Origin of the sequence: Colwellia marinimaniae, assembly GCF_002207865.1 — a bacterium.
Lineage (GTDB): Bacteria > Pseudomonadota > Gammaproteobacteria > Enterobacterales > Alteromonadaceae > Colwellia > Colwellia marinimaniae.
On the sequence record NZ_BDQM01000012.1, the window covers coordinates 92,387 to 116,758 of the forward strand.

At 40.9% G+C, this 24,372-nt stretch carries 16 protein-coding genes; 10 read left to right on the forward strand and 6 right to left on the reverse strand.

The window, feature by feature from the left end; genetic code table 11:
• The first annotated feature begins 67 nt into the window (after positions 1–67).
• From recC to MTCD1_RS09305, 4 genes are all read left to right on the forward strand, one after another.
• Positions 68–3,652 (forward strand): exodeoxyribonuclease V subunit gamma, encoded by a 3,585-nt coding sequence (gene recC, locus MTCD1_RS09290; protein ID WP_082606484.1) that lies wholly within the window; start codon positions 68–70, stop codon positions 3,650–3,652.
• Positions 3,652–7,524 carry an exodeoxyribonuclease V subunit beta gene (recB, locus tag MTCD1_RS09295; RefSeq protein ID WP_057180890.1) on the forward strand — a complete coding sequence of 1,291 codons (3,873 nt, stop codon included), beginning with the start codon at positions 3,652–3,654 and terminating at the stop codon, positions 7,522–7,524. Before recC ends, recB begins: the two co-directional genes overlap by 1 nt.
• On the forward strand, positions 7,517–9,601 hold the full coding sequence (recD, locus tag MTCD1_RS09300) for an exodeoxyribonuclease V subunit alpha (protein WP_057180891.1): 2,085 nt from the start codon (positions 7,517–7,519) through the stop codon (positions 9,599–9,601). Before recB ends, recD begins: the two co-directional genes overlap by 8 nt.
• Positions 9,602–9,689: 88 nt before the next feature.
• Positions 9,690–10,247 (forward strand): DUF3087 family protein, encoded by a 558-nt coding sequence (locus tag MTCD1_RS09305; protein ID WP_057180892.1) that lies wholly within the window; start codon positions 9,690–9,692, stop codon positions 10,245–10,247.
• Between the two features lie 412 nt (positions 10,248–10,659).
• On the opposite strand, the gene infA is transcribed toward MTCD1_RS09305, so the two are convergent.
• From infA to ald, 5 genes are all read right to left on the reverse strand, one after another.
• Complete coding sequence (gene infA / locus MTCD1_RS09310) at positions 10,660–10,878, reverse strand: translation initiation factor IF-1 (RefSeq protein WP_011043571.1); 219 nt, start codon at positions 10,876–10,878, stop codon at positions 10,660–10,662.
• A gap of 129 nt (positions 10,879–11,007) precedes the next feature.
• Positions 11,008–11,760 (reverse strand): arginyltransferase, encoded by a 753-nt coding sequence (locus MTCD1_RS09315; protein ID WP_057180893.1) that lies wholly within the window; start codon positions 11,758–11,760, stop codon positions 11,008–11,010.
• Positions 11,761–12,015: 255 nt separating this feature from the next.
• Complete coding sequence (gene aat, locus MTCD1_RS09320) at positions 12,016–12,747, reverse strand: leucyl/phenylalanyl-tRNA--protein transferase (RefSeq protein ID WP_057180894.1); 732 nt, start codon at positions 12,745–12,747, stop codon at positions 12,016–12,018.
• A 133-nt stretch (positions 12,748–12,880) separates the two neighbouring features.
• The gene (gene trxB, locus MTCD1_RS09325; protein ID WP_057180895.1) at positions 12,881–13,831 is read right to left on the reverse strand and encodes a thioredoxin-disulfide reductase; all 951 of its coding nucleotides are present in this window, start codon (positions 13,829–13,831) and stop codon (positions 12,881–12,883) included.
• A gap of 293 nt (positions 13,832–14,124) precedes the next feature.
• Entirely contained in the window at positions 14,125–15,243 is a 1,119-nt protein-coding gene (gene ald, locus MTCD1_RS09330; RefSeq protein ID WP_057180896.1) for an alanine dehydrogenase, read from the reverse strand.
• A 178-nt stretch (positions 15,244–15,421) separates the two neighbouring features.
• On the opposite strand from ald, the gene lrp reads away from it, so the two are divergent.
• The 6 genes from lrp (at position 15,422) to serS (ending at position 22,890) form a co-directional block, all read left to right on the forward strand.
• Positions 15,422–15,904 carry a leucine-responsive transcriptional regulator Lrp gene (lrp, locus tag MTCD1_RS09335; protein ID WP_057180897.1) on the forward strand — a complete coding sequence of 161 codons (483 nt, stop codon included), beginning with the start codon at positions 15,422–15,424 and terminating at the stop codon, positions 15,902–15,904.
• A 133-nt stretch (positions 15,905–16,037) separates the two neighbouring features.
• Positions 16,038–18,611: a DNA translocase FtsK gene (locus MTCD1_RS09340; RefSeq protein ID WP_082606485.1), complete on the forward strand. Its 2,574-nt coding sequence runs from the start codon at positions 16,038–16,040 to the stop codon at positions 18,609–18,611.
• 96 nt (positions 18,612–18,707) lie between these two features.
• On the forward strand, positions 18,708–19,535 hold the full coding sequence (gene lolA / locus MTCD1_RS09345) for an outer membrane lipoprotein periplasmic chaperone LolA (protein ID WP_231733011.1): 828 nt from the start codon (positions 18,708–18,710) through the stop codon (positions 19,533–19,535).
• Between the two features lie 145 nt (positions 19,536–19,680).
• Positions 19,681–21,111: a replication-associated recombination protein A gene (locus MTCD1_RS09350; RefSeq protein WP_057180915.1), complete on the forward strand. Its 1,431-nt coding sequence runs from the start codon at positions 19,681–19,683 to the stop codon at positions 21,109–21,111.
• Complete coding sequence (gene crcB, locus MTCD1_RS09355; protein WP_057180898.1) at positions 21,095–21,496, forward strand: fluoride efflux transporter CrcB; 402 nt, start codon at positions 21,095–21,097, stop codon at positions 21,494–21,496. Before MTCD1_RS09350 ends, crcB begins: the two co-directional genes overlap by 17 nt.
• A gap of 113 nt (positions 21,497–21,609) precedes the next feature.
• Positions 21,610–22,890 (forward strand): serine--tRNA ligase, encoded by a 1,281-nt coding sequence (serS, locus tag MTCD1_RS09360; RefSeq protein ID WP_057180899.1) that lies wholly within the window; start codon positions 21,610–21,612, stop codon positions 22,888–22,890.
• 404 nt (positions 22,891–23,294) lie between these two features.
• Here serS and MTCD1_RS09365 read toward each other — a convergent pair whose 3' ends face one another.
• Complete coding sequence (locus MTCD1_RS09365; protein ID WP_057180900.1) at positions 23,295–24,263, reverse strand: integron integrase; 969 nt, start codon at positions 24,261–24,263, stop codon at positions 23,295–23,297.
• Between the last annotated feature and the right edge of the window lie 109 nt (positions 24,264–24,372).

Genomic DNA, 24,372 nt, shown 5'->3' on the forward strand with positions numbered 1-24,372 from the left:
TTCTCAGGTCATAATGAGTGGTTTTTAGCCACTGGCAATCATAGTCATTTACAATTAAGGCATTATCTTGATCCATCTTTATCCTGCCAACAAAATGGAAAATTTGTTACTCTTGCTCAACAAAATATCGCAACTTTCCCCTCTAGGTGTATTTAATCAAGAAGTCATTGTCGTGCAAAATGCGGGTATGCAGCATTGGCTTAACTTAGCGATCGCTAAAGAGCGTGGTATAAGCATGAATATGCGTTACGCGTTACCAGCTCAATTCCTGTGGAAATTAATAAGGTCACTGGCTAGCGAAGATAAAGTGCCTGATCAGTCACCTTACTCCAGAGAAGTGCTTTGTTGGCGTATACATGCACTTTTAGCACTCGATTCAGTGGTCGATGATGATGATTTTAGTCAAGCTAGCCACTATTGGCGTGGTGATATATCGGCAGATTCAGTAGATGGCAGTGGTTATACTGAAGACAAACAAGCGCAATTAAAACGTTATCAATTAGCCACACAATTAGCTGATTTATATGAGCAGTATTTGATTTTTAGACCACAGTGGTTAGACAGTTGGCAACAAGGAAATTTTGAACTGCAAGGTCTTGAAAAAATTGCTGCCAGTGAACATAAATGGCAAGGGAAATTATGGCGCTTGTTAATTGAGCAATTACCTTATAACCCAGTTGAATTACTCAAGGATGCTATTGCCAATATTGCCAACAAAAAAGATCTTATTCCGCCACGCATTAGTTTCTTCGGTCTTAATACTATGGCGCCGATGTGGCTTGATTTTATTAATGCCTTGAGTGAGCATGTTGAAGTACATTTCTTTCATCTTAATCCGTGTTTCTCCTATTGGGGCGATATAGTGACTGAAAAACAGGCGCTCAATAAGTTATCACAATGGTCCGATGGTGTTTCAGCCGATGAGAGCGAGGTACAAAACTTTGTCGGCAATCCTCTATTAGCTAACTTCGGCCAACAGGGCCGAGAGTTTATCTCCATGTTGCAAGATTACAGCACCATAGATGTTGAATTGTTTGAACACGCTAAAAATGACCAGCCGAGCATGGCAGCAGCGGAAAAAACCAGTGTTTTACATCAGCTGCAAAATGATATTCTTTCCCTTACTGATGCCAGGATTGACGGCAAAAGTGAGGCTAGCGATGATGACAAGGATGCGCTAAATACGGCTGGTCAAGATGATTCTATTGTCATCACTAGTTGTCATAGTGCTTTACGAGAAGTGCAAGCATTGCATGACTACTTATTACATCAATTTAACCAAGATAGCAGCTTAACGCCAAAAGATATCTTGGTGATGTGTCCACAAGTGGAACAATATGCCCCTTATGTTAATGCTGTTTTTACTCGGGGTTGGCAAGATATAGCCGGTGAAGTACCGCCACTGCCTTGCTCTATTGCTGATCGCAGTGCTAAAGATAGTGATCCCTTAGTCGCCGCTTTTACCGAGTTACTGACCTTACCTGATAGCCGATTTGGTGTCGCACAATTGTTATCGTTTTTACGCTTACCCGCCATGGCAAATAAATTTTCCATTAACACAGAAGACTTGGCTAAGATCTCAGCTTGGCTTGAACAAGCAACGGTGCATTGGGGCATTGATTTAAGTCATAAACAGGCATTGTTGGGGCAACACGCCAGTGTTGCTTTTACTTGGCAACAAGGCTTAGCACGACTATTGCGTGGCTTTGCTTTTGCCGACAGTGAACAAATTTATCAAGAGCAACTGTTATTGAGTAATGTTGAAGGCAGTGATGGCGTGTTACTGGGTCAGTTAATGCTTTTTATCGAACAGTTACAATATTTTAGTGAAAACCTGCAACGCTCTCGTAGCGCAATACAATGGCAAAGTTTTTTACTTGCACAACTAGAGGGTTTATTTAGTCGAGTCGATGCTGATAATGTCAGTAATGAAAGCAGCCTAATGGTGATTGAGCAAGCCATTGCTGGTTTGGTAGAGCATTGTCACCATGCCCATTTTGACGATGACATTTGCTGGTTAATTATCGTTGATTACCTAAGCCAACATTTTAGTCAGGGTGATGCCAGTAAGCAGTTTATGGTTGGTCAGGTCACCTTTTGTTCCATGTTACCTATGCGCAGTATCCCCTTTAAAATTATCGCGGTATTGGGCTTAAATGATGGCGAATTCCCTCGGCAACGCCAAGCCTTGGGCTTTGATCTTATGTCGCTGTCTAAGGCTCAATTAGGCGATAGATCGCGCCGTGGTGATGACAGGTACTTATTTTTGGAAGCGATTATTTCCGCCAGAAATTCCTTGTACCTTAGCTATCAAGGGCGAAATATAAAAAATAATAATGAAAGACAACCCTCATTGGTGGTTAAAGAGTTGATGGAATATTTAGCTCAAGGTTATGGTTGGAATTTCTGTGAACAAGATAGCAGTAGTCATAATGAAGCGCAGCCAACGGGTATCTATCAATTAGCCATGCAAGCGTTTAGTGCCGATAATTATCAAGGTAAATGGTCCAGTTTCGATGCCAATTGGTTGGCGTTAGGGCAACGTCCTGTTGTTGATGCTGGCTCAGTTGCCGATTCAATCGATAACAGTGCACCGTTAGCCATACAGGCACAAGATAATAATAAAGAGGTGAGTTTATCTTGCCAGCAAATAATACGGTTTTATCAACATCCAGCAAAAATGTTTGCCCAACAGCAGCTGAATTTATATTTTGATAATGATCATAGCTTGTTAGAAGATGTTGAGCCTTTTAGTGTTAATCACTTAGAAAGCTACTTACTACGCCAAGACTTGCTCAACGCAGCATTAAATAGCGCAGCATCAGCGGAGGTGTTAACCCGTGCCCAGTTATCGGGTAAATTCCCCGATTTACCGACTACAGCAAGCTTGTTTAAAGATTATCAGCAAGATGTGCAGCAATTCAGTGAGGAAATAAGCAAGCTTAATTGTGCTAATCCTGAGATCATTGATTGTCATCTTGTCCTTGATGTTGACTGCTTAAGCGGTAACAAGGTTAAGGTAACACTGAATACTCAATTAGCGGTTAAGAACAACTTATTGGTGCACTATCGTAGCTCAAGCGCTAAAGCGAAAGATAAATTTACCATGTACTTTCAGCAACTTGTGGTGCAAGTCTGGCAACAGCAATTCATTGCTAATGAACAGATGGCCAATGAAACGATAATTAACGCTGGCGACTCGGTAAAACTACAACAAGTGACTGAAACTATTGGCTTATATTTTAATACCAAAGCGCAGAAGGTAGAGCAGTTTTCGGTCGCTAATATCATTGATGCAAAAGCAAAACTCATTAAGCTCATTAAGATGTTTTTTAAAGGTCAACAACAAGCCTTACTGTTAAACGGTGAATTGGCCGACAAAGTGTTTACCAAAAAGCGCGGCCAGTTAACAGAAATGACCCAAGGGCGTTTTGAAGGTTTGTGGCAAGGAGATATGAGTACACGTGGCTTGGCTGATGATGATTATTTGAGTTATTTTTGGCCTGAGTGTCCGCAATACGCTAAACACCAGGCGGACATTGATTTTATTTACCAGGATTTATATCAAGTGGTCGTTAAACAGGCAGCCAAACAGGCAACCAAACAGGCAGCAAAAAAGACCGCCACTAAAACGGCTAAGGAGAGCAAATAATGACCCACCTTAATACTCCTGACGCTAACCAAGTAGTTAACAACCTTGATAATAAGGTAGCTAGCGCAGCACTAACGCTGAAAAATCTTGATGCGGCTACTATCCCATTAAGTGGTAAACATCTAATCGAAGCCAGTGCCGGTACTGGCAAAACCTATAATATTACTCGAATATATTTACGGTTATTACTTGAGCGCGAGCTAACGGTTGAACAAATATTATTGATGACCTTCACCAAAGATGCCACGCAAGAGTTACGAGGGCGCATTGATAGCTTTATTCGCCTCGCCTTGAGTGATTGGCAGGTATTGTGTGTTGATGACCCTTATTTTACCGCCCTCGATAAACGCATCGACAAAAGCAAGCGCGAATTTTTATTAAAACGTGCGTTACTTTTTTTAGATGAAGCGGCCATTTTTACCATCCATGGCTTTTGCCAACGGGTATTAAATCAATATGCTTTTACCAGTGGTTTACCTTTCAATGCCAATATGGCGGCGAACTCAACAGAAATCACCTTGCAAGTGTGCCAAGACTGGTATCGCAGTTTAGCTAAAAGCGATGCTGATAGTTTTATGCTGTTGGCGAGCTTTTGGGCGACACCGGAAAGCTTTTTATCAAGCTTTAGTAAAGCCATAGGGCACAGCAGTACTTTATCGGTTATCGATGTTGAAAGTATTGCCGCTGAATTTATTACCCTAGTACGCCAGGCTCACGAAAATTTAACCACACACAGCGATTTATTTGAAAATGCGCTGATCCTGGTTAAAAAGGGCGCAGAGCAAGAAAAAAGGCGCAGCGAGCTGGCGCAATTAAACACTTGGCTGGTAAGTATTATCGACCAAGAGTTATCACTGATGGCTGTCGGTGAAGGCAAAGTTAAAATGCCCGATGCTTTTTTTGATGGTAAACGTTATGCCAGATCCACTTATAAAGCTGAATTGCTTGACGCTTTTGCACCGGTAAAACAAGTGAAAGAGCAGGTTAAGAAAATTGCCAATAAAATCAATAAAGCGAAAGCTTATACCATTGTTAAATCAGGTATTTATAACATTCGCCAGCAAGTGATCACACAAAAACAAGCGCTTAATTTACTCGATTTTGACGATCTAATTAATACCTTAGCCTATTGTCTTAGCTCTGCTTGTTTGACTGATAAAGGTGCCAACAAAGAATGTTCCAACGATGAAAGCTCAAGTGATGACAATACCAATCAACTGGCTAAACAATTACTGGCGCAATACCCGGTCGCTTTAATTGATGAGTTTCAAGATACCGACCCTAAACAGTTTGGTATTTTGCAAGCTATCTATTATGGCGATAACGCGGTAAAAGCCAATGCAGCTTTGTTTCTGATTGGCGATCCTAAGCAAGCTATTTATGGTTTTCGTGGCGGTGATATTTTTGCCTACTTAAATGCCCGTAGTGGCTGTGACTACCATTGGTTGATGGATACTAATTGGCGCTCAACGCCTGAAATGATTGCCGGTTATAATCAGCTTTTTAGCAAGAAGGCTAAAGCAGCAAGGCCTGAAGATGCTACTGGCAAACTAAGCGAGAGTGTCTTTGGTTTTGGTATTCCTTATTTAGCGGTTCTGGCCGGTAAAAAATCAGCTAGTGCCAACCAAGAAAATGCTGAGAGCGGACAAGTGTTAGCAGACAGTGATAAAGCGCTGCAGTTTATTCATTTTACTGACCATGAACAACCAGATAGCAAGGTTAGTCAAGGCTCTCGGCCTATGATGGCTAACTGGTGTGCCAATGAAATAGTGACCTTGCTCACCTCGAACGAGCATGCGGCCAAGCCAAAAGACATTGCCATATTAGTGCGAGATGGCGCTGAAGCGCGTGATATAAAACAAGCCCTAGAGCAAGCGGGTCTTGATAGTGTCTTTCTATCTGACCGAGCCAATTTATTTCATTCCGAGCAAGCCAGGCAATTGTTATGTTTACTTAAAGGTGTACTGTTACCCGAAAATGAACGCTTGTTTGTTGCGGCATTATCATGTGGTTTATTGGGCTATGATGCACAAAAACTGTATCAGCTGCAGCAAGATGAACTGGCCTATCAAACCATGAAATTTGCTTTTGTCGATTACCGTAGCCAATGGCAACGACAAGGTTTTATTACCATGGCCATTACTTTAATGCACAATCTGCTTGATGTACCGCTACGCAATAAAGATCGTTGTTTAACCAATATTTTACATTTATTTGAAATATTACAGGCGGCGAGTGTGCGCTTAAGTCAGGGGCAAGAGCTGTTACATTGGTTTGAACAGCAATGTCATGCCGAGTCGAATGACGTTGAAGCCGAGCTGCGTTTAGAAAGTGACGGCGACCTTATTCGTTTAATTACCCAGCATGGCTCGAAAGGCATGGAATATCCTTATGTGTTTATTCCGTTTGCTTGTCGTCATAAAGATCCACTCAAATTTGGTAATAAAGCGGTTAGTTATCTAGAGTACCATGATAAACACGGTAATTTGTGTTTAAGCCTAGATGGCGGCAAAGAAGCTAAACAAGCCATGAGTAATGAAGCTTATGCAGAAAGTATTCGTTTACTGTATGTAGCGATAACGAGGGCAGAGCGACGTTGTTATATCCTCTGTTGTGCTTTTGATGGCTATCATTTATCACCTTTAGGTAAAACGCTACAACTACAAGAGCAAGACAGCATTATTAAGGGGCTAGCAGTAGTTAAAGCAGGTGCTGAGCATGCCATTGGTATTCGTCAGGTCTCACTTGATTGTCCCCTTGATGATAATGGGCAGGTGTTAAAACAATTGGAAAATAACAGTCAAGAGTCGGTCAATAGCGCGGTTAGTCAATTCACCGGGACCATAGAGCGAGATTGGTGGTTGAGTTCTTTTACTGCCTTAAGCCGCAATATTCGTCATGCCGGTGTTTCTAATCCTGACCGAGATACGGATACTACCCAGAACCAGCTAGCCACCTTGAGCAATAGCCCGCTAGGTAATAGCGAGCTTGCCGCGTTAACTCACGGGCAACAAATTTGTTTCAAATTAGCTAAGGGTGCTCATACCGGTAACTTATTACATGATATTTTAGAGCAAACTGATTTTACTGCACCCAACTGGCAAGAAAGTGTAGAAAAACCGTTGTTAGTTTATGGTGAGTTAACTAGTGGCGGGGTAAATACCAGTGACAATACCTCCTTTACTGAAGATGATTTAATTGCCTGGTTAGAGCAAGTGCTTAATACCGCTTTTATTAGCAATGATGATAATGACAATTATGCCAGTCTTAGCGATCTGGACTTGAATAAAACCTTGCGTGAAAGTGAGTTCTATTTTCCCATGCAAGGCGAGGGCACCAGTGCCTTAGCTAAATTGCTAACCGATCACCGAAATAGCGCGGAACGTAATATTAATAGCAGTGACAGCAAGACATCAACTAGCAGCTCTACTAATACCTCAACTCTAACGTTAAAGTATCCAGTGATGTTACCTAGCCATAAAAAGCTTAGCGGCATGATGCATGGTTTTATCGATTTGATTTTTGAATACCAAGGTAAATATTACTTGTGTGATTATAAATCTAGCCACCTAGGTGATAGCTTTCAAGACTATCAGTATGATGCTTTACTCGATAATGTGGAAAAAAACTATTATGACTTACAATATCTGATTTACTCCTTAGCACTACATCGCTATTTAAAGCAGACCCTTAGTGATTATCAGCCCAGTAAACATTTTGGTGGTGTCTATTATTTATATCTTCGTGGTATGACGACAGAGCCAGAGCATCAAGGTGCTGGGGTGTATTATCGTAAAATTTCGGTGCAAGAATTAAATAATTTAGATGCACTATTTGCACATGAAAATAGCGAGGCAGCGCAAGATGACTGAGATTAGAGTGAATAGTAGGAGCGAGCAAGTGTATAGCCACTTTAATCAAGTCAAAGACGCTATTCAAGGTGTTGAAGCCATTGATTATTTTTTTGCCAAAGAAATGTTTGCTGCCTTAATTTATCAGACAAATACTGAGACCGCCGTTGATATCGAGCCGCAAAAAACTTTATATCATGTATTTTTAGCCTTAAGTGCTAGCCTACGCGCCGGACATACGTGTTTGCCCTTGGCAGAAATTGCTGAGCAACATTGGGGCAAAGGCGTGCCAGTAAAAAATGGCGATAACTATGATTTCAGCCATGCTGGTTTTGTTTTTGCTCCCTTAACTGAACTGCAAAGCCTATTAACTGAGTTAACTATTCAAGCCGGTGATCAACAATTACTGGTGCTGCATAAGGATAAGTTATATTTGCGCCGTTACTTTCAGTTTGAACGTGACTTAGGACATGCCATTAACAACCGCTTAAGTCAGCAATGTCAGTATGATAATGGACAAATTCAACAGTGTATTTCGGCCTTATTCCCTAAGGAGCAAGGCCTAGCATCGTTAGACATTGATTGGCAAAAAGTGGCGGTCGCTAATGCCATCAATAAAAAATTTAGTGTTATTGCTGGCGGCCCAGGTACGGGTAAAACCTATACTGTCACTAAATTATTAGCCGCGCTGGTGATGTTAGCGCAGTTAAGAGCAAAGCCGTTAGCTGTAGCAGCGCAAAGTAGACAGGGCACACCGACGCTTAATATTGCCCTTGTTGCTCCCACAGGTAAAGCAGCACAACGTTTGTCAGAGTCCATTGTTACTGCCATTTCTGGTTTTAAAGACTTAATCGATGCCGAGGTGTTAGCGGAAATTCCGAGCCAAGCACAAACCATTCACCGCTTGTTAGGGGTATTGCCCAATTCGCCTAATTTCAAACACCATGAAGATAATCTCTTAGCGTATGACATTATCTTAATAGATGAAGTCTCTATGGTGGATTTACCCCTAATGACTCGGATATTTCGCGCGCTCAAGGATACAGCGAAAGTCATTTTATTAGGTGATGCCGATCAATTACCCTCGGTCGCAGCTGGCAGTGTGTTAGCGGATATAGCGCCACGACCACATGGCGGCTTTAGCTCGGATAATGTGCAATATTTACGGCAAGTTTGCCAACTCTCGGCTGAGCAAGCTAGCGAATTTTTATCTGGGCAGTTAACAGGTCATACTAGCAATGTTGATTACTTATCGTTTCTGCTTAAATCAAGACGTTTTGACGGTAAAGGCGGTATTGGTTTGCTCGCCAATAGTGTTATTCAAGGTGATGTTAAGCGTAGTTGGCAGCTACTGTGTGATGCACATTCTCAGCAAGCGGGTCAATTATCATTGGCACAAGGTGAGCTTGCTAACTGGTTAGCGCCTTTAGTGAAACAGTATTACCAGCCGATTGAATTTTGCGCCAATGTTAGCGATGCCTTTGCCTTGTTAGCACAATTTCGGGTACTTTGTGCTACCCGGCAAGGAGATTATGGGGTAGAGCGTCTCAATGAGGTGATTAAACACTATTTAGGGAAAAATAAAGCCCTTTATCAGCAAAATGAGCCGGCGCTTTATCATGGTCAGCCCATTATGATTAATGAAAACGACTACCGTTTAGGTTTGTATAATGGCGATATCGGCATTATCTGGCGAGTAATAGACCAAGCAGGTAAGACACATCTTATGGCGTGTTTTGAAGACACAAGTCTTGAAAGTAATACGGCTGAGGACACTGACACCGGGCAGCAAGCGATAAGACAAATATTGCCATCACGCTTACCGAAATTTGAAAGTGTTTATGCCATGACCATTCACAAAACCCAAGGCAGTGAGTTTGCTCATGTTGCTCTGGTTATTTCAGCGACACAGAGTGCAGCACACCATAAGCAGCAAAGAGCGAGTAAACTGTTATCACGAGAGTTACTCTACACGGGCATCACTCGGGCGAAAACACAGCTGACTATTGCCGCCCACCAAGGGATTTGGCAGCAAGGTGTTAGCGCACAAGTTAAGCGTCATTCGGGTTTAGTTTTATGCGCAACGCGTGAAAAGTGATAACATAGCGGCTGCTCACTACTTTTTATTTTTACCTTTTACGGTTGATTTTTATTTCTAATAAATACCCAAGGATTTCAGTAAACACATGCAATTAATTGATATAGACAAAGCACGATATAGAAAACATTTAAATATTGTTATTGTGGGCTTTATCAGCTCATTATTAGTGATGTCATTGCTTTTTGGTACTCTGCTGATCAGCCTGTTTTCCAATGTTGGTGAAGTGACTGCGCTAGTGCAAGCGACCATTGATTCGGTAGCGGTAGAGCCAGAGACTAATTTTAGCTACAACTTAATTGGCGTTATTTTGGCACTCGTTGTCAATGGTGTCTTTTTATATAAGGTTAAAAACAGTGATTTTTTTACTGAGATATATTACGTGTGGCGGGTAAAACAGCTACAGAACTTAGTGTATCGTAAGTTTAAAAAAATTAAACTTGCCGGTAAAAATGGTGAAGAAACCGCGCTGATCATTTTATCATTTTACTATCAGAGTCAATTACAAGTGTATCAACTAGATGATAATACCATTACCTTATCGACCATCGAAAAAAGATTACAACAGCTCAATGAAACCATTGCTAACACAGGCTTAACTATTAGTGCTGAGCAATTCGAAAAAAAGCTGATAGCTTGTTATTAGAACGCAAAAAAAACGACTATAGCTAATATCACTAATATCACTAATATCACTAATATCGTTCAAAAAAGGCCCAAGGCAGCTTAATTAAAGAACAAAGATGATAGCTTATATCACCCTTGGCACGAATGATTTTGATAAAGCAGTGGCATTTTGCCATTAATTATTCGATAGCATAGCTGCCAGTCTACTTTTAGAAAATGAGCAATTTGTTGCTTGCTCAACAGGCATGGAGTACGCAGGATTTTCAATCACTAAACCTTTTGCTGGTAAAGCCTAAAGGTTACGGGTAAAGCAAGGCGTTCAAAGTAAGACTGAAGTTAAAACGTAGACAATAAAAAACCAGCGAGCTAAAAGAGCGCTGGTTTTTTTATATTGGTTCGAAATAACCTAAGGTTAATAGGTGTTTTCTGGCTTATCTAGCGCGGAAAATAATGCGACCTTTTGATAAGTCGTATGGCGTTAATTCAACCGTTACTTTATCGCCCGTTAAGATACGTATGTAGTTCTTACGCATTTTACCAGAAATATGTGCAGTGACGACGTGGCCATTCTCAAGTTCAACTCGGAACATAGTGTTAGGTAATGTATCTAAAACAGTACCTTGCATTTCAATATTTTCTTCTTTCGCCATGGGGCGCTAAACCTCTAATGTTGTGCAAATAGCCAAGAAATTATTCTAGAATAGTAATATTTTCTGGCAGATAAAAAAGCTGCGCGAATCATGCCTAATTGCTTGACCAATGTAAAGGCTTGCTGCACTTTATTTAGTGATTTTAGCGTTATTAACGACAGCTTTGCTGTTTAATTGCCATTGACTGTTAATAAAGCGCTCAAAGGGGAAATATCGGTCTTTATAATTCATTTTTTGACAATCATCAATTTGATAACCCAAATATAAATAGGGTAATGACATTTGTTGGCAAAAGTTTAATTGGGTGAGAATAGAAAACACCCCTAAACCATGGGCTTTATATTCTGGGTGATAAAAGGTATAAACAGCGGATAAGCCGTTACTTAAGACATCAGTTACGGCAACACAGACGAGTTTCTCTTGCTCTTGCTCATTTGCCGGTGCCCAGGTTTCAATAAATAATTGTTGGGTTAAATTGCAGCTTAAAAACCCCTGGTACTGCTCAAAAGAAGCGGGGTACATACTGCCTTCTTGATGAAAGGTATTAATATAAGCTTCAAACAAGGGGTAATAGCTGTCTTTTAATTGTGAAGATTGTTTAATAATAAAATGATTATTACGCTTTTTTGATCTTCTTTGGCTTTTAGACGGGCTAAATTCTTTGCTTAATACACGAATTGACTGACAAGCATTACACTGAGGGCAGTGTGGTCGATAGCTTTGTTCACCGCTACGGCGAAAGCCTTGGGTCATTAACCAAGCATAACTCTCACTGTTGGCTAATCGTTCATCAACGGCAATCAGTAGCCGCTCTTCTTTATCAGGTAAATAATTACAGGGAAATATTTTACTTATACCCAGTTTATAGGAAATTTCATTCATTGATAATTTACCAATTTCACATCAGTATCAAGGTTAATTATAACTAAAATTATGACGCTCTGTCTTAACATCAGTCATTTAATTTGGCTCTGTTGTAGTTTGGTGTTGTTGAGTAAACGACCGAGACGCATAAACCCCTCCATGGGACTCTACACAAGCATCCATGCTTGTGAAGCTCGATCTTATCACATCAGCAACACCTTCCTTTAAATCAGTGTGTTACATTATAGACAACAGTGTTTTACAACAAAGACTTTAATTTAGGGTTAAGGTTCGGGCTTGCCAAAAATCATCGGGCACTCGCGTAGTTATCGCCTGTTGGTGTTTTTGTAGAAAAGCCACACGGCTTATCTCTTTGGCGCCCATGTCTGCCAGAAAGGGGTTGAGCAACTGACAATCAATAAAATTAATACCGATACTCTGGAGTAATTGTCCTAGGGCAATAAGGGCAAATTTTGAGGTGTTACTGCGTTTATAGAACATAGACTCACCCGAAAAAAAACCGTTAATAGCGACACCGTATAAACCACCGACTAACTCATTATTATTATTATTATTTTCGTCTGTCTGCCAAATCTCAATAGAATGCGCATGACCTTGTTGATGCAAACCAATATAGGCAGCCTGCATATCATCCAGTATCCAAGTCTCGTCTTGGCGAAAGGGCGCATCGGCACAAAGCTGTATAACCTGAATAAAGTCTTGGTTGAGAGTGATGGTATAGGGCGCTTTACGTATTGCTTTCGCCAAGGTGCGATTAATTCGTAATTGGTTAAGGTCTATGATGGCTCTAGGATTGGGTGACCACCACATTAATGGGTCATCTTCGCTATACCAAGGGAAGATACCTTGGGAATACGCACTCAGTAACCTAGCACTAGATAAGTCACCACCGATCGCCAGTAAACCATTTGGCTCGGTTAGTGCAGAATTAAGGGGCGGGAACGCTAAACTGGCATCATCAAGTTGATACAGTAATTGACTCATATCTGACTCTTACTATTACTTTTTTCGGCGGAGGAACACAAATAAATAAACCACTTAAAACGGTTAAAGTTCAAGTGGTTTATTAATGTACAATAAGTAAATGCAGTGCTAAAGAAGTCTTAACTGCAGCTATTTATTCTTGTGCATCTAAATAGCGCTCAGCATCCAATGCCGCCATACAACCCGCACCTGCAGACGTGATTGCTTGACGATAAATATGATCAGCAACATCACCGGCAGCAAAGACACCTTCAACACTGGTTTGTGTTGCGTTCCCTTGTGTGCCACTTTGAATGGTTAAATAACCATTTTTCATGTCGAGTTGACCTTTAAATATATCGGTGTTTGGTTTGTGGCCAATAGCAATAAATACGCCTGACACATCAAGGTCTTCCGTGGCATCCGATTTGGTTTCTTTTAAACGTAAACCGGTCACACCCATATTATCGCCTAATACTTCGTCTAAAGTGCGGTGGGTGTGTAAAGTGATATTACCGTTGGCCACTTTTGCATGTAAACGGTCGGTTAAAATCTTTTCGCTACGGAAGGTATCACGACGGTGAATTAAATGAACTTCACTGGCAATATTTGATAAATAAAGTGCTTCTTCAACAGCGGTATTACCACCACCAACAACGGCAACTTTTTGGTTTTTATAGAAGAAACCATCACAGGTAGCACACGCTGAAACACCGCGGCCCATAAAGGCTTCTTCTGACGGTAAACCTAGGTATTGTGCCGAAGCACCGGTACAAATAATTAACGCGTCACAGGTGTATTCACTGCTGCCGGTTAATTTAAAAGGCTTAGACGAAAAATCTACTGATTCGATATGGTCGAAAATAATTTCAGTATCAAACTTCTCCGCATGTTTTTGCATACGTTCCATTAAGGCAGGACCGGTTAAGTCATCCGCATCGCCTGGCCAGTTTTCTACCTCAGTGGTTGTGGTTAATTGACCACCTTGTTGCATACCAGTAATCATTACTGGTTTTAAATTTGCGCGGGCAGCATATACAGCAGCAGTATAACCAGCAGGGCCTGAGCCTAAAATTAGTAGGGGACAGTGTCTTACGTCACTCATGGGTTCTCCAAGAAAATTGATTACTTCGAAGCAGTTAAGCTTTAACTACTTATTTTATAGAAAATCTGACTAATTGATTGCTCGGTTAGTCCGATTGGTATTATGTATTAATTGGCATGATAAGGAAATAAAGCAAGGGGGTAAATAATTACTTCGTTATAAGATAAATTAAAAAAAACGCACTTTAGCTTAACTGTAAGCAAAAGTGCGCTATTTACGGTAAAAGACTAATCTAGCGAAAAGATTGTCCTAATGTTTACCGCATTATTTTTTAGCTAAGGCTAAGTTCAGCCTTATGCGTTTAGGGCAACGCTTGGCTCTACGTATTCATAACCTAATACATCGGCAACTGGCTTGTAAGTGATTTTACCGTGCGCTACATTTAAGCCAGCCATTAAATGTTCATCATCTAATAAAGCTTGTTTAGCACCTTTGTTTGCTATGGTTAGTGCAAAGGGCATTGTGGCATTCGTTAACGCCATTGTTGACGTACGAGCGACACCACCTGGCATGTTAGCAACACAATAATGGACAACTTCATCAACAACATAGGTTGGATCTTGATGTGTAGTCGCTTTTGATGTTTCAAAACAACCACCTTGGTCGATAGCAACATCAACGACAACAGCACCTTTTTTCATCGATTTGATGTGTGCTCTAGTGACTAATTTAGGTGCAGCTGCACCTGGAATTAATACTGCGCCAATGACTAAGTCAGCTTCAACAATTAGGTGATCCATAGCATCTGCAGTGGAATAAACAGTCTTTAAACGACCATCAAACTCAGTATCTAATTGACGTAAACGCGGTAAAGAACGGTCTAAAATAGTCACGTCTGCGCCCATACCTACTGCCATACGTGCAGCTTGAGTACCAACAACACCACCACCAATAATAAGTACTTTAGCGGGAGCAACACCGGGAACGCCACCTAATAATGCGCCTAAACCACCTTGTGCTTTTTCTAATGCATGGGCACCAGCTTGGATAGACATACGACCAGCCACTTCCGACATAGGTGCTAATAAAGGTAAACCACCCGTTGCAGCGGTAACTGTTTCATAAGCAATACAAATTGCTCCTGAAGCTACTAATAACTCGGTTTGCTTAGGATCTGGTGCCAAATGTAGGTAAGTGAACAAAATTTGGCCTGGACGAAGCATACTACACTCAACCGGCTGTGGCTCTTTCACTTTGATGATCATATCGGCAGTGGCAAATATTTCTGCTGCGTTATCAACGATTTTTGCACCGGCGGTAATATATTGCTCATTATCAAAGCCAATAGAGGCACCGCCATTATGTTCAACAATTACTTGGTGACCATTAACGATTAATTCTTTAACACCTGCAGGTGTTAAGCCAATACGGTATTCGTGGTTTTTAATTTCTTTTGGTACACCAATAATCATATCAATCTCTCTTAAGCAAAGTTTGTGGTAGCACATTGTGCTGTTATCAAAGTGTTAACTGCGTGTGCTTCTCATATTTGCGACTAGTATAGTCACAATATAGTAGAATAACCTGTCGTTATTTGTATACTTACGATATATAATGCTGCAAAAGGCCAATAAAACAGAGTAATATAAAATGAGTGATTTATTAGGCAAACCTTTAGACCGTATCGACAAAAATATTTTAGTAGAATTACAAATCAATGGTCGGCTTTCTAATGTTGAGCTATCTAAGCAAGTTGGTTTAAGTCCAACTCCTTGTTTAGAAAGGGTAAAGCGGCTAGAGAAAGAAAAATATATTAGTGGTTATAAAGCGATATTGAATCCTCATAAGCTTGACGCTGCCTTATTAGTATTTGTTGAAATTACCTTAACCAAAACCAGCCCGGATGTATTTGATGATTTTGCTAAAGCGGTTGATGAACTTGATGTTATTCAAGAATGTCATCTGGTCTCCGGTGACTTTGATTTTCTGCTAAAAACGCGAGTGAAAGATATGTTGGCGTATCGGCAGCTTTTAGGTGATACCTTATTAAGGTTGCCAGCGGTCAGTGCCAGCCGCACCTATGTAGTGATGGATGAGATAAAGTCCAGTAATATGCTACCCATTAACCGTTAACATGACTATTAAACCCTAGTTGATGGAAATATCGTACCCTAATGGTAATTTGTTGCTGTCAACTAAGCGCTAATTTGATACTTTAGTTGCTCTATGGGTAATTTTACCTATTTATTTTCGATGGTACTTTTAATTGTCTTCAGATCTTACAGAAAACACCGATGTCTCTCTTGATATATTGAGCAATAATCAGCTAACAGGCGTACAACGTTTGTTGGAAGCTGGCTTATTGTTTTTCACCGTTTTTGCCATGTTTATTATGTTGGCACTCTTTAGTTTTGATCCCGCCGATCCCGGCTGGGCACAAACAGGTTATCAAACACAAGTGCGCAACTTAGGTGGCGCGGTTGGCGCTTACCTAGCAGATTTGTTTTTAAATCTTTTTGGACTTATCGCCTATAGCTTACCTTTTGTTATTGCAATTGTCGGTTGGTTATTGTTTCAACGTTTTCATCAGTTAATGCAGCTAGACTATTTAACTTTAGGGCTAAAGTTGATTGGCTTTTTCATGTTCTATCTCGGTGTAACATCACTGGCGAGCATGAACTTTGATGATGTTTTTTACTTCTCTGCCGGTGGTATTTTAGGGGATGTGCTCAGTAAAACTTTATTGCCGTACTTTTCTTTTGTTGGCTCTACCTTATTGTTTCTGCTATTTACCTGTGCCGGTTTTGTCTTATTAACGGGTTTTTCTTGGCTTAAGTTTATTGACAGTGTTGGTCAATACGCCATTGTTGGCGCACTGTGGCTAGTAAACGCTCCTAAGCTTATTAAAACGCATTTTGCCAGCAGTGATGATAAAGACGATGAAGCAGTAGGTCATGGTAAAAACCACTCGGTAGAAAATAAAGCCAGTGATAAAGAAGCACTTAGTCCGGCAGAACCGTTACCTACTGCAAAGCATGCCAAAACAGCTAGCATTGAATTGCCTGAGTCTTTTCGTATTGACGAAGAGGAGCTTGCTAATGTACAGCCCGTTGATGATAAGTGTGAGCCCTTTATTGATATTGCTGATCTAATGGGTGAAGCCAGTATTGGTAACGTGCAAGAGCATGTTAGCGAAAAAGAAATCACCGCCGCTTTCGCTGAAGTTGATAAACCCAATGTTGCGGATGACTTGCAAGCACCAACTATTGCGCCCGTTGAGCAAAATATAACCAGCGAGAATGGCCAGGTTAATTTAGTTGCTGTTGCCCCAAGTAAGTTTAAGGGTATGCCCTCTATTGATTTACTTGACCGACCAGATAAAGCGAAAAATCCGATTAATCAAGATGAATTGGATCAAGTTAGCCGCTTAGTAGAAGCCAAGTTACTCGACTTTGGTATCCAAGCCCAGGTAGTTTCGGTTTATCCAGGGCCTGTTATAACGCGCTTTGAATTAGACTTAGCGCCGGGTATTAAAGTAAGTAGAATTACCAGTTTATCGAAAGATTTAGCCCGTGCCCTATCGGCCATTAGTGTCCGTGTGGTTGAAGTCATCCCGGGTAAATCGGTTATTGGCTTAGAGCTGCCAAATAAACACCGGGAAATTGTTTATTTGAGTGAAGTTATCTCATGTGCTGAATTTAAAGAATCAACATCGCCTCTTGCTATGGTCTTGGGTAAAGATATTGCCGGTGATCCTGTGGTGGTCGATTTAGGTAAAATGCCCCATTTATTAGTTGCGGGTACGACCGGCTCAGGTAAATCTGTTGGTGTTAATGCCATGATTGTCAGCTTGCTGTATAAATCGACGCCAGAAGATGTGCGTATGATCATGATAGATCCAAAAATGTTGGAGCTGTCTGTTTATGAAGGCATTCCGCATTTACTGACTGAAGTGGTTACCGATATGAAAGATGCCGCTAATGCCTTACGTTGGTGTGTCGGTGAAATGGAGCGACGTTACAAGGTGATGTCAGCGGTGGGTGTGCGTAACCTTAAAGGCTACAACAAGAAAGTGCTTGAGGCGATTGCTAAGGGTGAACCTATTATTGACCCTTTATGGCAGCCAACCGATAGTTTGGATCAAACACCACCGACCTTAGAAAAACTGCCAAGCATTGTCGTTATTGTTGATGAATTTGCTGACATGATGATGATAGTGGGTAAAAAAGTTGAAGAGCTTATCGCCCGTATTGCGCAAAAAGCCCGTGCTGCCGGTATTCATTTAATACTGGCGACACAGCGGCCATCGGTTGATGTTATTACCGGCTTAATTAAAGCCAATATTCCCACCCGTATGGCGTTCCAAGTATCGTCGGGTCTAAACTCTCGTACCATATTAGATCAACAAGGGGCGGAGCAGTTATTAGGTATGGGCGATATGCTTTATTTACCACCAGGTACCGGTATACCAACACGTGTGCATGGCGCTTTTGTTGATGATCATGAAGTACATGCTGTGGTTAAAGATTGGAAATCGCGCGGCGAGCCTAATTATATTGATGAAATACTCTCAGGGGAAAACGAGCAAGATATTTTATTACCCGGTGAACAAGCCGAAGGCAGCGATGCTGAAGAGGTTGATGCCCTATATGATGACGCGGTTAACTTTGTTACTGAAAAACGTCGAGTGTCTATTTCTAGTGTACAAAGACAATTTAGAATTGGCTATAACCGCTCGGCAAGAATTGTGGAACAAATGGAAAATCAAGGTATCGTCTCAACACCAGGTAATAACGGCGCTCGTGAAGTATTGGCGCCACCGCCAGTTCGTGATGTATAACGATTTACCCTGACTAATACATTAACTACTGCACTTATTAACTATATCTGTACTAGCAACCGTGCTGGTACATTTCATTCTATTAGAAGTAAAACTATGCCAAATACATTGATGCCAAACCCCTTAATGCAAAATAAGTCAACGAAACAGCCTGTTATCAGAACACTTATATTGGCAAGTTTATTAATGCCAATACTACATTTTTCTCAAGGCTTGGTTTATGCCGCTCAACCTCTGGCTGATGAAGCTAAGGTTAGCGATGTCAAGTTAGAAAAAAGTGCCTCGTCAGCAGAGTATTCAAGCGAAGCGAAACAACGTTTAATGACTAAACTGGGTAAATTGGCTTTTTTTAGCGCTAATTTCAGCCAAAAAATTCTCAATGAGCAAGGTAAATTATTACAACAAGGCACAGGTAAACTTGCTATTAGTAAACCTAACCTGGTGTATTGGCAGACCGTTACTCCGGATGAAACCTTAATTGTTAGTGATGGTAATACCTTGTGGTTTTATGACCCCTTCATTGAACAAGCCAGTGCGTATAGCTTAGCTAAATCCATTCATAACACGCCCATTTTATTGTTAATCAGTGATGATGCGACACTTTGGCAACAGTACACTGTTGTTCAAGAACGTACTGTTGCTTTGGCACAGGATGCTGACCCGAAAACTAATAAGCCGTGGGCTGAACGTTTTATTGTCACGCCAAAAGATAAAAACAGCCAAATTAAGCGGTTAACCATCAGCTTTACTGTTGTGGATAGTGCGGGTGAAAAAACTGAGCAATTAAGCGAATTTTCATTTCAAGATGCAACCGGACAAATTAGTCAAATTAGCTTAAGTCAGTTTAATAGTACAGATAAGCCAGAAGCCTCATTGTTTAGCTTTAGCTTACCTCAAGGTGTAAGACTTGAAGACCAGCGATAATTCATCTTTAGGCTTAGGGCAAAGTGATGATCAGCAAAATTCACTGTTTGACCTTACCAGCGAAGCCGATGGGCTAGCCGCTACTGAAAGCCATTCCAGCAGTGGTTATGCTACCAGGGGTGAGAATACTGCTGTGCAAAGTTTTATGCCGCTTGCCGCGAAAATGCGACCAAAAACCTTAGCCGATTATGTCGGACAGCAACACATCCTTGCTGAGGGCTCTCCTTTAGCGCTAGCCATTAGCCAAGGCCATTGTCACTCGCTTATCTTTTGGGGACCGCCGGGCAGTGGCAAAACCACCTTGGCTGAAATCATTGCCGAGCATGCTAACGCTGAAATAGAGCGAGTATCGGCGGTAACTTCGGGTATAAAAGAGATCCGTATTGCCATTGATAAAGCTAAACTACGTGCCCAAGGTCAGGGGAAAAATAAACGTCGTACGGTACTCTTTGTTGATGAGGTACATCGCTTTAATAAAGCACAGCAAGATGCGTTTTTACCACATATTGAAGATGGCACCATTATATTTATTGGTGCGACCACAGAAAACCCTGCGTTTGAGTTAAACCAAGCCTTGTTATCGCGAGCACGTTTATACACCTTAAAAAAATTAACGGCAGATGACTTAGTACAAGTTTTACAACGCGCCATTAGTTTTTGTGAGAAAGAACAAGGATTAGTGATAGAGCTTTGCGAAGATGCTAGACAAAGTTTACTTAATCGCAGTGATGGTGACGCTAGACGCTTGCTTAATTTACTGGAAAATTGCCTTGATAGCGCTGTCGTTAAATCCATTGCCAGTAAAGAAACCAATAAGGCGACTAAACAAGCAAGTCAGCCAGTTGCTGTGCAAGAAGGTGAGCAGCAAAGTGAACAGAGCAGGCTTGGCAAAGAAAAAACCTTGGTGAAAAGTATTTCTGTGGCACTCATTGCCCAAGTCGCCGGTAGTAAAATTGCCCTTTATGATAAGGGTGGTGATGCTTTTTATGATTTAATCAGTGCCTTTCATAAATCAGTGCGTGGCTCTTGTCCTGATGCTGCACTTTATTGGTATGCCCGAATTCTTACCGCCGGTGGTGATGCCCTTTATGTCGCCAGACGTTTGCTTGCCATTGCCAGTGAAGATATTGGTAATGCCGATCCTCGGGCGATGCAACTGGCACTTAATGCGTGGGATACTTTTCATCGCGTTGGCCCCAGTGAAGGTGAGCGGGCCATTGCTCAAGCTATCGTTTATATGGCACTAGCCCCTAAAAGTAATGCGGTGTACCAAGCCTTTAATAAAGCAAAAATATTAGCGCAGCAAACCTGTACTTTAGAGGTACCTTTACATTTAAAAAACGCTACCAGCAGTATCACCAAAGAACTTGGCCATGGTAGTGAGTATCGCTATGCCCATGATGAAATGAATGCCTTTGCCGCCGGAGAAAACTATTTTCCAGAAGCGCTAGCTAAAGGGGATAGCTCACACACTAGTTTGTATCAGCCAACTGAACGCGGCCTAGAGAAAAAACTCAAAGAAAAACTCGATTACTTGAATCAGCTTAATAGGGATAGCCATGAGCAGCGCTATTAGTAACTTTACTTTATATGCTTTTGTTGCCATTGGTGGTGCCTGTGGGGCCAGCTTACGCTTTTATATTTCACAATTAGTGCTAAATTGGCTTGGAAAAGGTTTCCCTTTTGCTACATTGATGGTTAATATCAGCGGCTCATTTATTATGGGTTTGTTATATCAGCTAATCGAGCGCGAAATTATCGATATTAGTGTTCATAGAACCTTAATAGGAATAGGTTTTTTGGGTGCATTTACCACCTTTTCTACATTTTCATTAGACTCCTTGTTATTATTGCAGCAAGGCGACGTGTTAAAAGCGGCGATAAATATTTTACTGAATGTGGCACTGTGTATTGGCGCCGCAGGCTTGGGAATGTTTATGGTGACAGCTTTAACTAAATAACCGCAGATATACCTTATGCGCGGGTTGAATAGCCATAGCTTATATAGAACAAACGTGGCTTATACTGAATTAATACGATTTTAATAACTTTATAAACAAGAATGTGAACAATTATGCTTGATGCAAAACTGCTTAGAACTGATTTAGACAATATCGCTCAACAACTGGCTAAACGTGGCTTTGAATTAGATACCGCGACGTTAAGTGCATTAGAAGAGCAACGTAAAGCACTGCAAATAAAAACGCAAGAGCTGCAAGGTGAGCGTAACTCACGTTCAAAATCTATTGGCCAAGCGAAAGCCCGTGGCGAAGACATTGCGCCCTTGCTTGCTCATGTAAGTCAGCTAGGTGAGTCACTTGATGCGACAAAAGCGGAGCAAGATGACGTATTAGCTAAAATTGATGCTATCGCTAGCGCGATACCAAATTTACTCGATGAATCAGTGCCCGATGGTAAAGATGAAGATGACAACGTAGAGTTAAAGCGTTGGGGCACACCACGCACTTTTGATTTTGAAATTAAAGATCATGTGGATTTAGGCTTCGCTATCGATAAAGGTTTAGATTTTGAAAGTGGTGCCAAATTAGCGGGAACACGTTTTGTTGTTCTGCGTGGTAAAATCGCCAAATTACACCGTGCTTTAGCGCAATTTATGCTCGATGTACATACCGAAGAACATGGTTATGTAGAAATGTACGTACCGTATTTAGTGAATGCTGCCTCGTTATATGGTACGGGACAATTACCTAAATTTGGTGAGGATTTATTCCATACCGAGTTGTCAGGTAAAAAATTCTCATTAATTCCCACTTCAGAAGTGCCTTTGACTAATATTTATCGCGATGAAATTGTTGATGAGAGTGAATTACCGATTAAAATGACCGCACACACACCTTGTTTTCGCAGTGAAGCGGGCTCTGGTGGTCGTGATATTCGTGGACTTATTCGCCAACATCAATTTGATAAAGTTGAAATGGTGCAATTGGTTAAACCTGAAAACTCAATGGCCGCTCTTGAAGAGTTAACGGGCCACGCTGAAGCTATTTTAGAAAAGCTAGAGTTACCTTACCGTACCATGGCATTATGTAGTGGTGATGTTGGCTTTAGTGCCATGAAAACCTTCGACTTAGAAGTATGGTTGCCGGCACAAGATACGTATCGTGAAATTTCATCTTGTTCGAATATGGGCACTTTCCAAGCACGTCGTATGCAAGCTCGCTTTAGAAATAGTGAAACCAATAAACCAGAATTATTACATACTCTTAACGGCTCAGGCTTAGCCGTAGGGCGTACCCTAGTTGCCCTTTTAGAAAACTACCAGCAAGCCGATGGTAGTATTAATATCCCAACGGTACTACAACCCTATATGGCTGGTGTAACTAACATAGCTTAATACACTTTTTGTTATGTTAGCTAGCTAGGTACGTTAGCTAAAAACCAAAACGCGACTCAGTTATCTGGGTCGCGTTTTTTGTGATTTATACCAAGTCCATTAAGTTAGTTCCCACTCAGAACTTGCCAGCGGTTTGAGAACAAATAGAATTTTTTTGCATATAGTCACTCTATATGAAAGAAATTCTGTGCGGTTACCGAATCGCTGGAAAGCTCCCGAAGGGCGAGTTTAAAAGGCTTACATGCTGCGTTATTGATTTTGATAAGGGAGTAACCATTATCTACAATCAATGCCTAGCCTCTAAGACTTTTAATTCTCGCTGAGTGGGAAGAAACTTATTGGAATTGGTATTACCTTCATCTACATTGCACTATTACTTAGCCCTGCGAATTTATCATCATTGACTATAAATCAGATAAAGGGCTACGGACACCATTGGCTCCCGCTTGAATCACATGAGTATAAATTTGTGTTGTGCGAATATCACTATGGCCTAATTGTTCTTGTACTGTTCTAATATCAGCGCCACGTTGCAATAAATGGGTGGCAAATGAATGGCGTAGTGTGTGGCATGAGACGACCTTTTCGATGTGTGCTAATTTAGCAGATTTCTTAATTGCTTTTTGTAATGAGCTTTCGTCAATATGATGTCGACGAACTTTATTATTGTCGTGAGGATCACGACTTAATCTTGCTGAAGGGAATAAATAATGCCAACCAAACTCTTTAGCCGCTGTTGGATATTTTTTCTTTAAAGCAAAGGGCAGCCAAACTCCTTGATAATGCGTCGAATTGCTATCTAATTCGAAATATTTTTTACAGAGATCTATTTGTAATTTTAATGGCTCCACTAATTCTTTTGCTAAAGTCACCCTGCGATTTTTGCCGCCTTTTCCTTGCCAAACCAAAACTGACATATAGTCAAAATCTATATCTTGTACTCGTAACCTAACAGTTTCCATAAGTCTTAACCCGCTACCATACATAATATTGGCTAATAGCCAATGTTGAGTATCAACCAAGCTGAGCAAAGATGCGGTTTCACTTTTAGTTAATACCACGGGTAATTTAGCTTGTCGCTGCGATTTATTAAAATTTAATGACAATGACAGAGGGGATCCTAAAAACTCACGATATAGAAATACTAATGAATTAAGGGCAATTGTTTGTGTCCCTGGTGCAACATTTTCTTCGTTGGATAAGTAAGTTAAATATTGTTCAACTTCTTTATTACCCAGTTTTGATGGATGTTGCTTGTTGTTGAAAATAATATATCGCTTGATCCAATAAATGTAAGTTTGAATAGTCCTTTTAGCAAATCTACGTGTGATCATAAATTCACCGATGCTATTTAAAAGTAAAGATTCAGACATAGTAAAAATAAATATTTAATAGCTGTGTTTGTATAAGGGGTATCCCCTTAGCTCCATATATGAGGTTTTGTATTATTCTCAACTCTTACCTGTGATCTTTTTGTACGTA

Excerpts from the sequence above, each read along its gene's own strand:
- recB (WP_057180890.1), top strand. The coding sequence starts at position 3,652 with ATGACCCACCTTAATACTCCTGACGCTAACCAAGTAGTTAACAACCTT.
- recD (WP_057180891.1), top strand. The coding sequence starts at position 7,517 with ATGACTGAGATTAGAGTGAATAGTAGGAGCGAGCAAGTGTATAGCCAC.
- MTCD1_RS09305 (WP_057180892.1), top strand. The coding sequence starts at position 9,690 with ATGCAATTAATTGATATAGACAAAGCACGATATAGAAAACATTTAAAT.
- infA (WP_011043571.1), bottom strand. The coding sequence starts at position 10,878 with ATGGCGAAAGAAGAAAATATTGAAATGCAAGGTACTGTTTTAGATACA.
- MTCD1_RS09315 (WP_057180893.1), bottom strand. The coding sequence starts at position 11,760 with ATGAATGAAATTTCCTATAAACTGGGTATAAGTAAAATATTTCCCTGT.
- aat (WP_057180894.1), bottom strand. The coding sequence starts at position 12,747 with ATGAGTCAATTACTGTATCAACTTGATGATGCCAGTTTAGCGTTCCCG.
- trxB (WP_057180895.1), bottom strand. The coding sequence starts at position 13,831 with ATGAGTGACGTAAGACACTGTCCCCTACTAATTTTAGGCTCAGGCCCT.
- ald (WP_057180896.1), bottom strand. The coding sequence starts at position 15,243 with ATGATTATTGGTGTACCAAAAGAAATTAAAAACCACGAATACCGTATT.
- lrp (WP_057180897.1), top strand. The coding sequence starts at position 15,422 with ATGAGTGATTTATTAGGCAAACCTTTAGACCGTATCGACAAAAATATT.
- lolA (WP_231733011.1), top strand. The coding sequence starts at position 18,708 with ATGCCAAATACATTGATGCCAAACCCCTTAATGCAAAATAAGTCAACG.
- MTCD1_RS09350 (WP_057180915.1), top strand. The coding sequence starts at position 19,681 with ATGCCGCTTGCCGCGAAAATGCGACCAAAAACCTTAGCCGATTATGTC.
- crcB (WP_057180898.1), top strand. The coding sequence starts at position 21,095 with ATGAGCAGCGCTATTAGTAACTTTACTTTATATGCTTTTGTTGCCATT.
- serS (WP_057180899.1), top strand. The coding sequence starts at position 21,610 with ATGCTTGATGCAAAACTGCTTAGAACTGATTTAGACAATATCGCTCAA.
- MTCD1_RS09365 (WP_057180900.1), bottom strand. The coding sequence starts at position 24,263 with ATGTCTGAATCTTTACTTTTAAATAGCATCGGTGAATTTATGATCACA.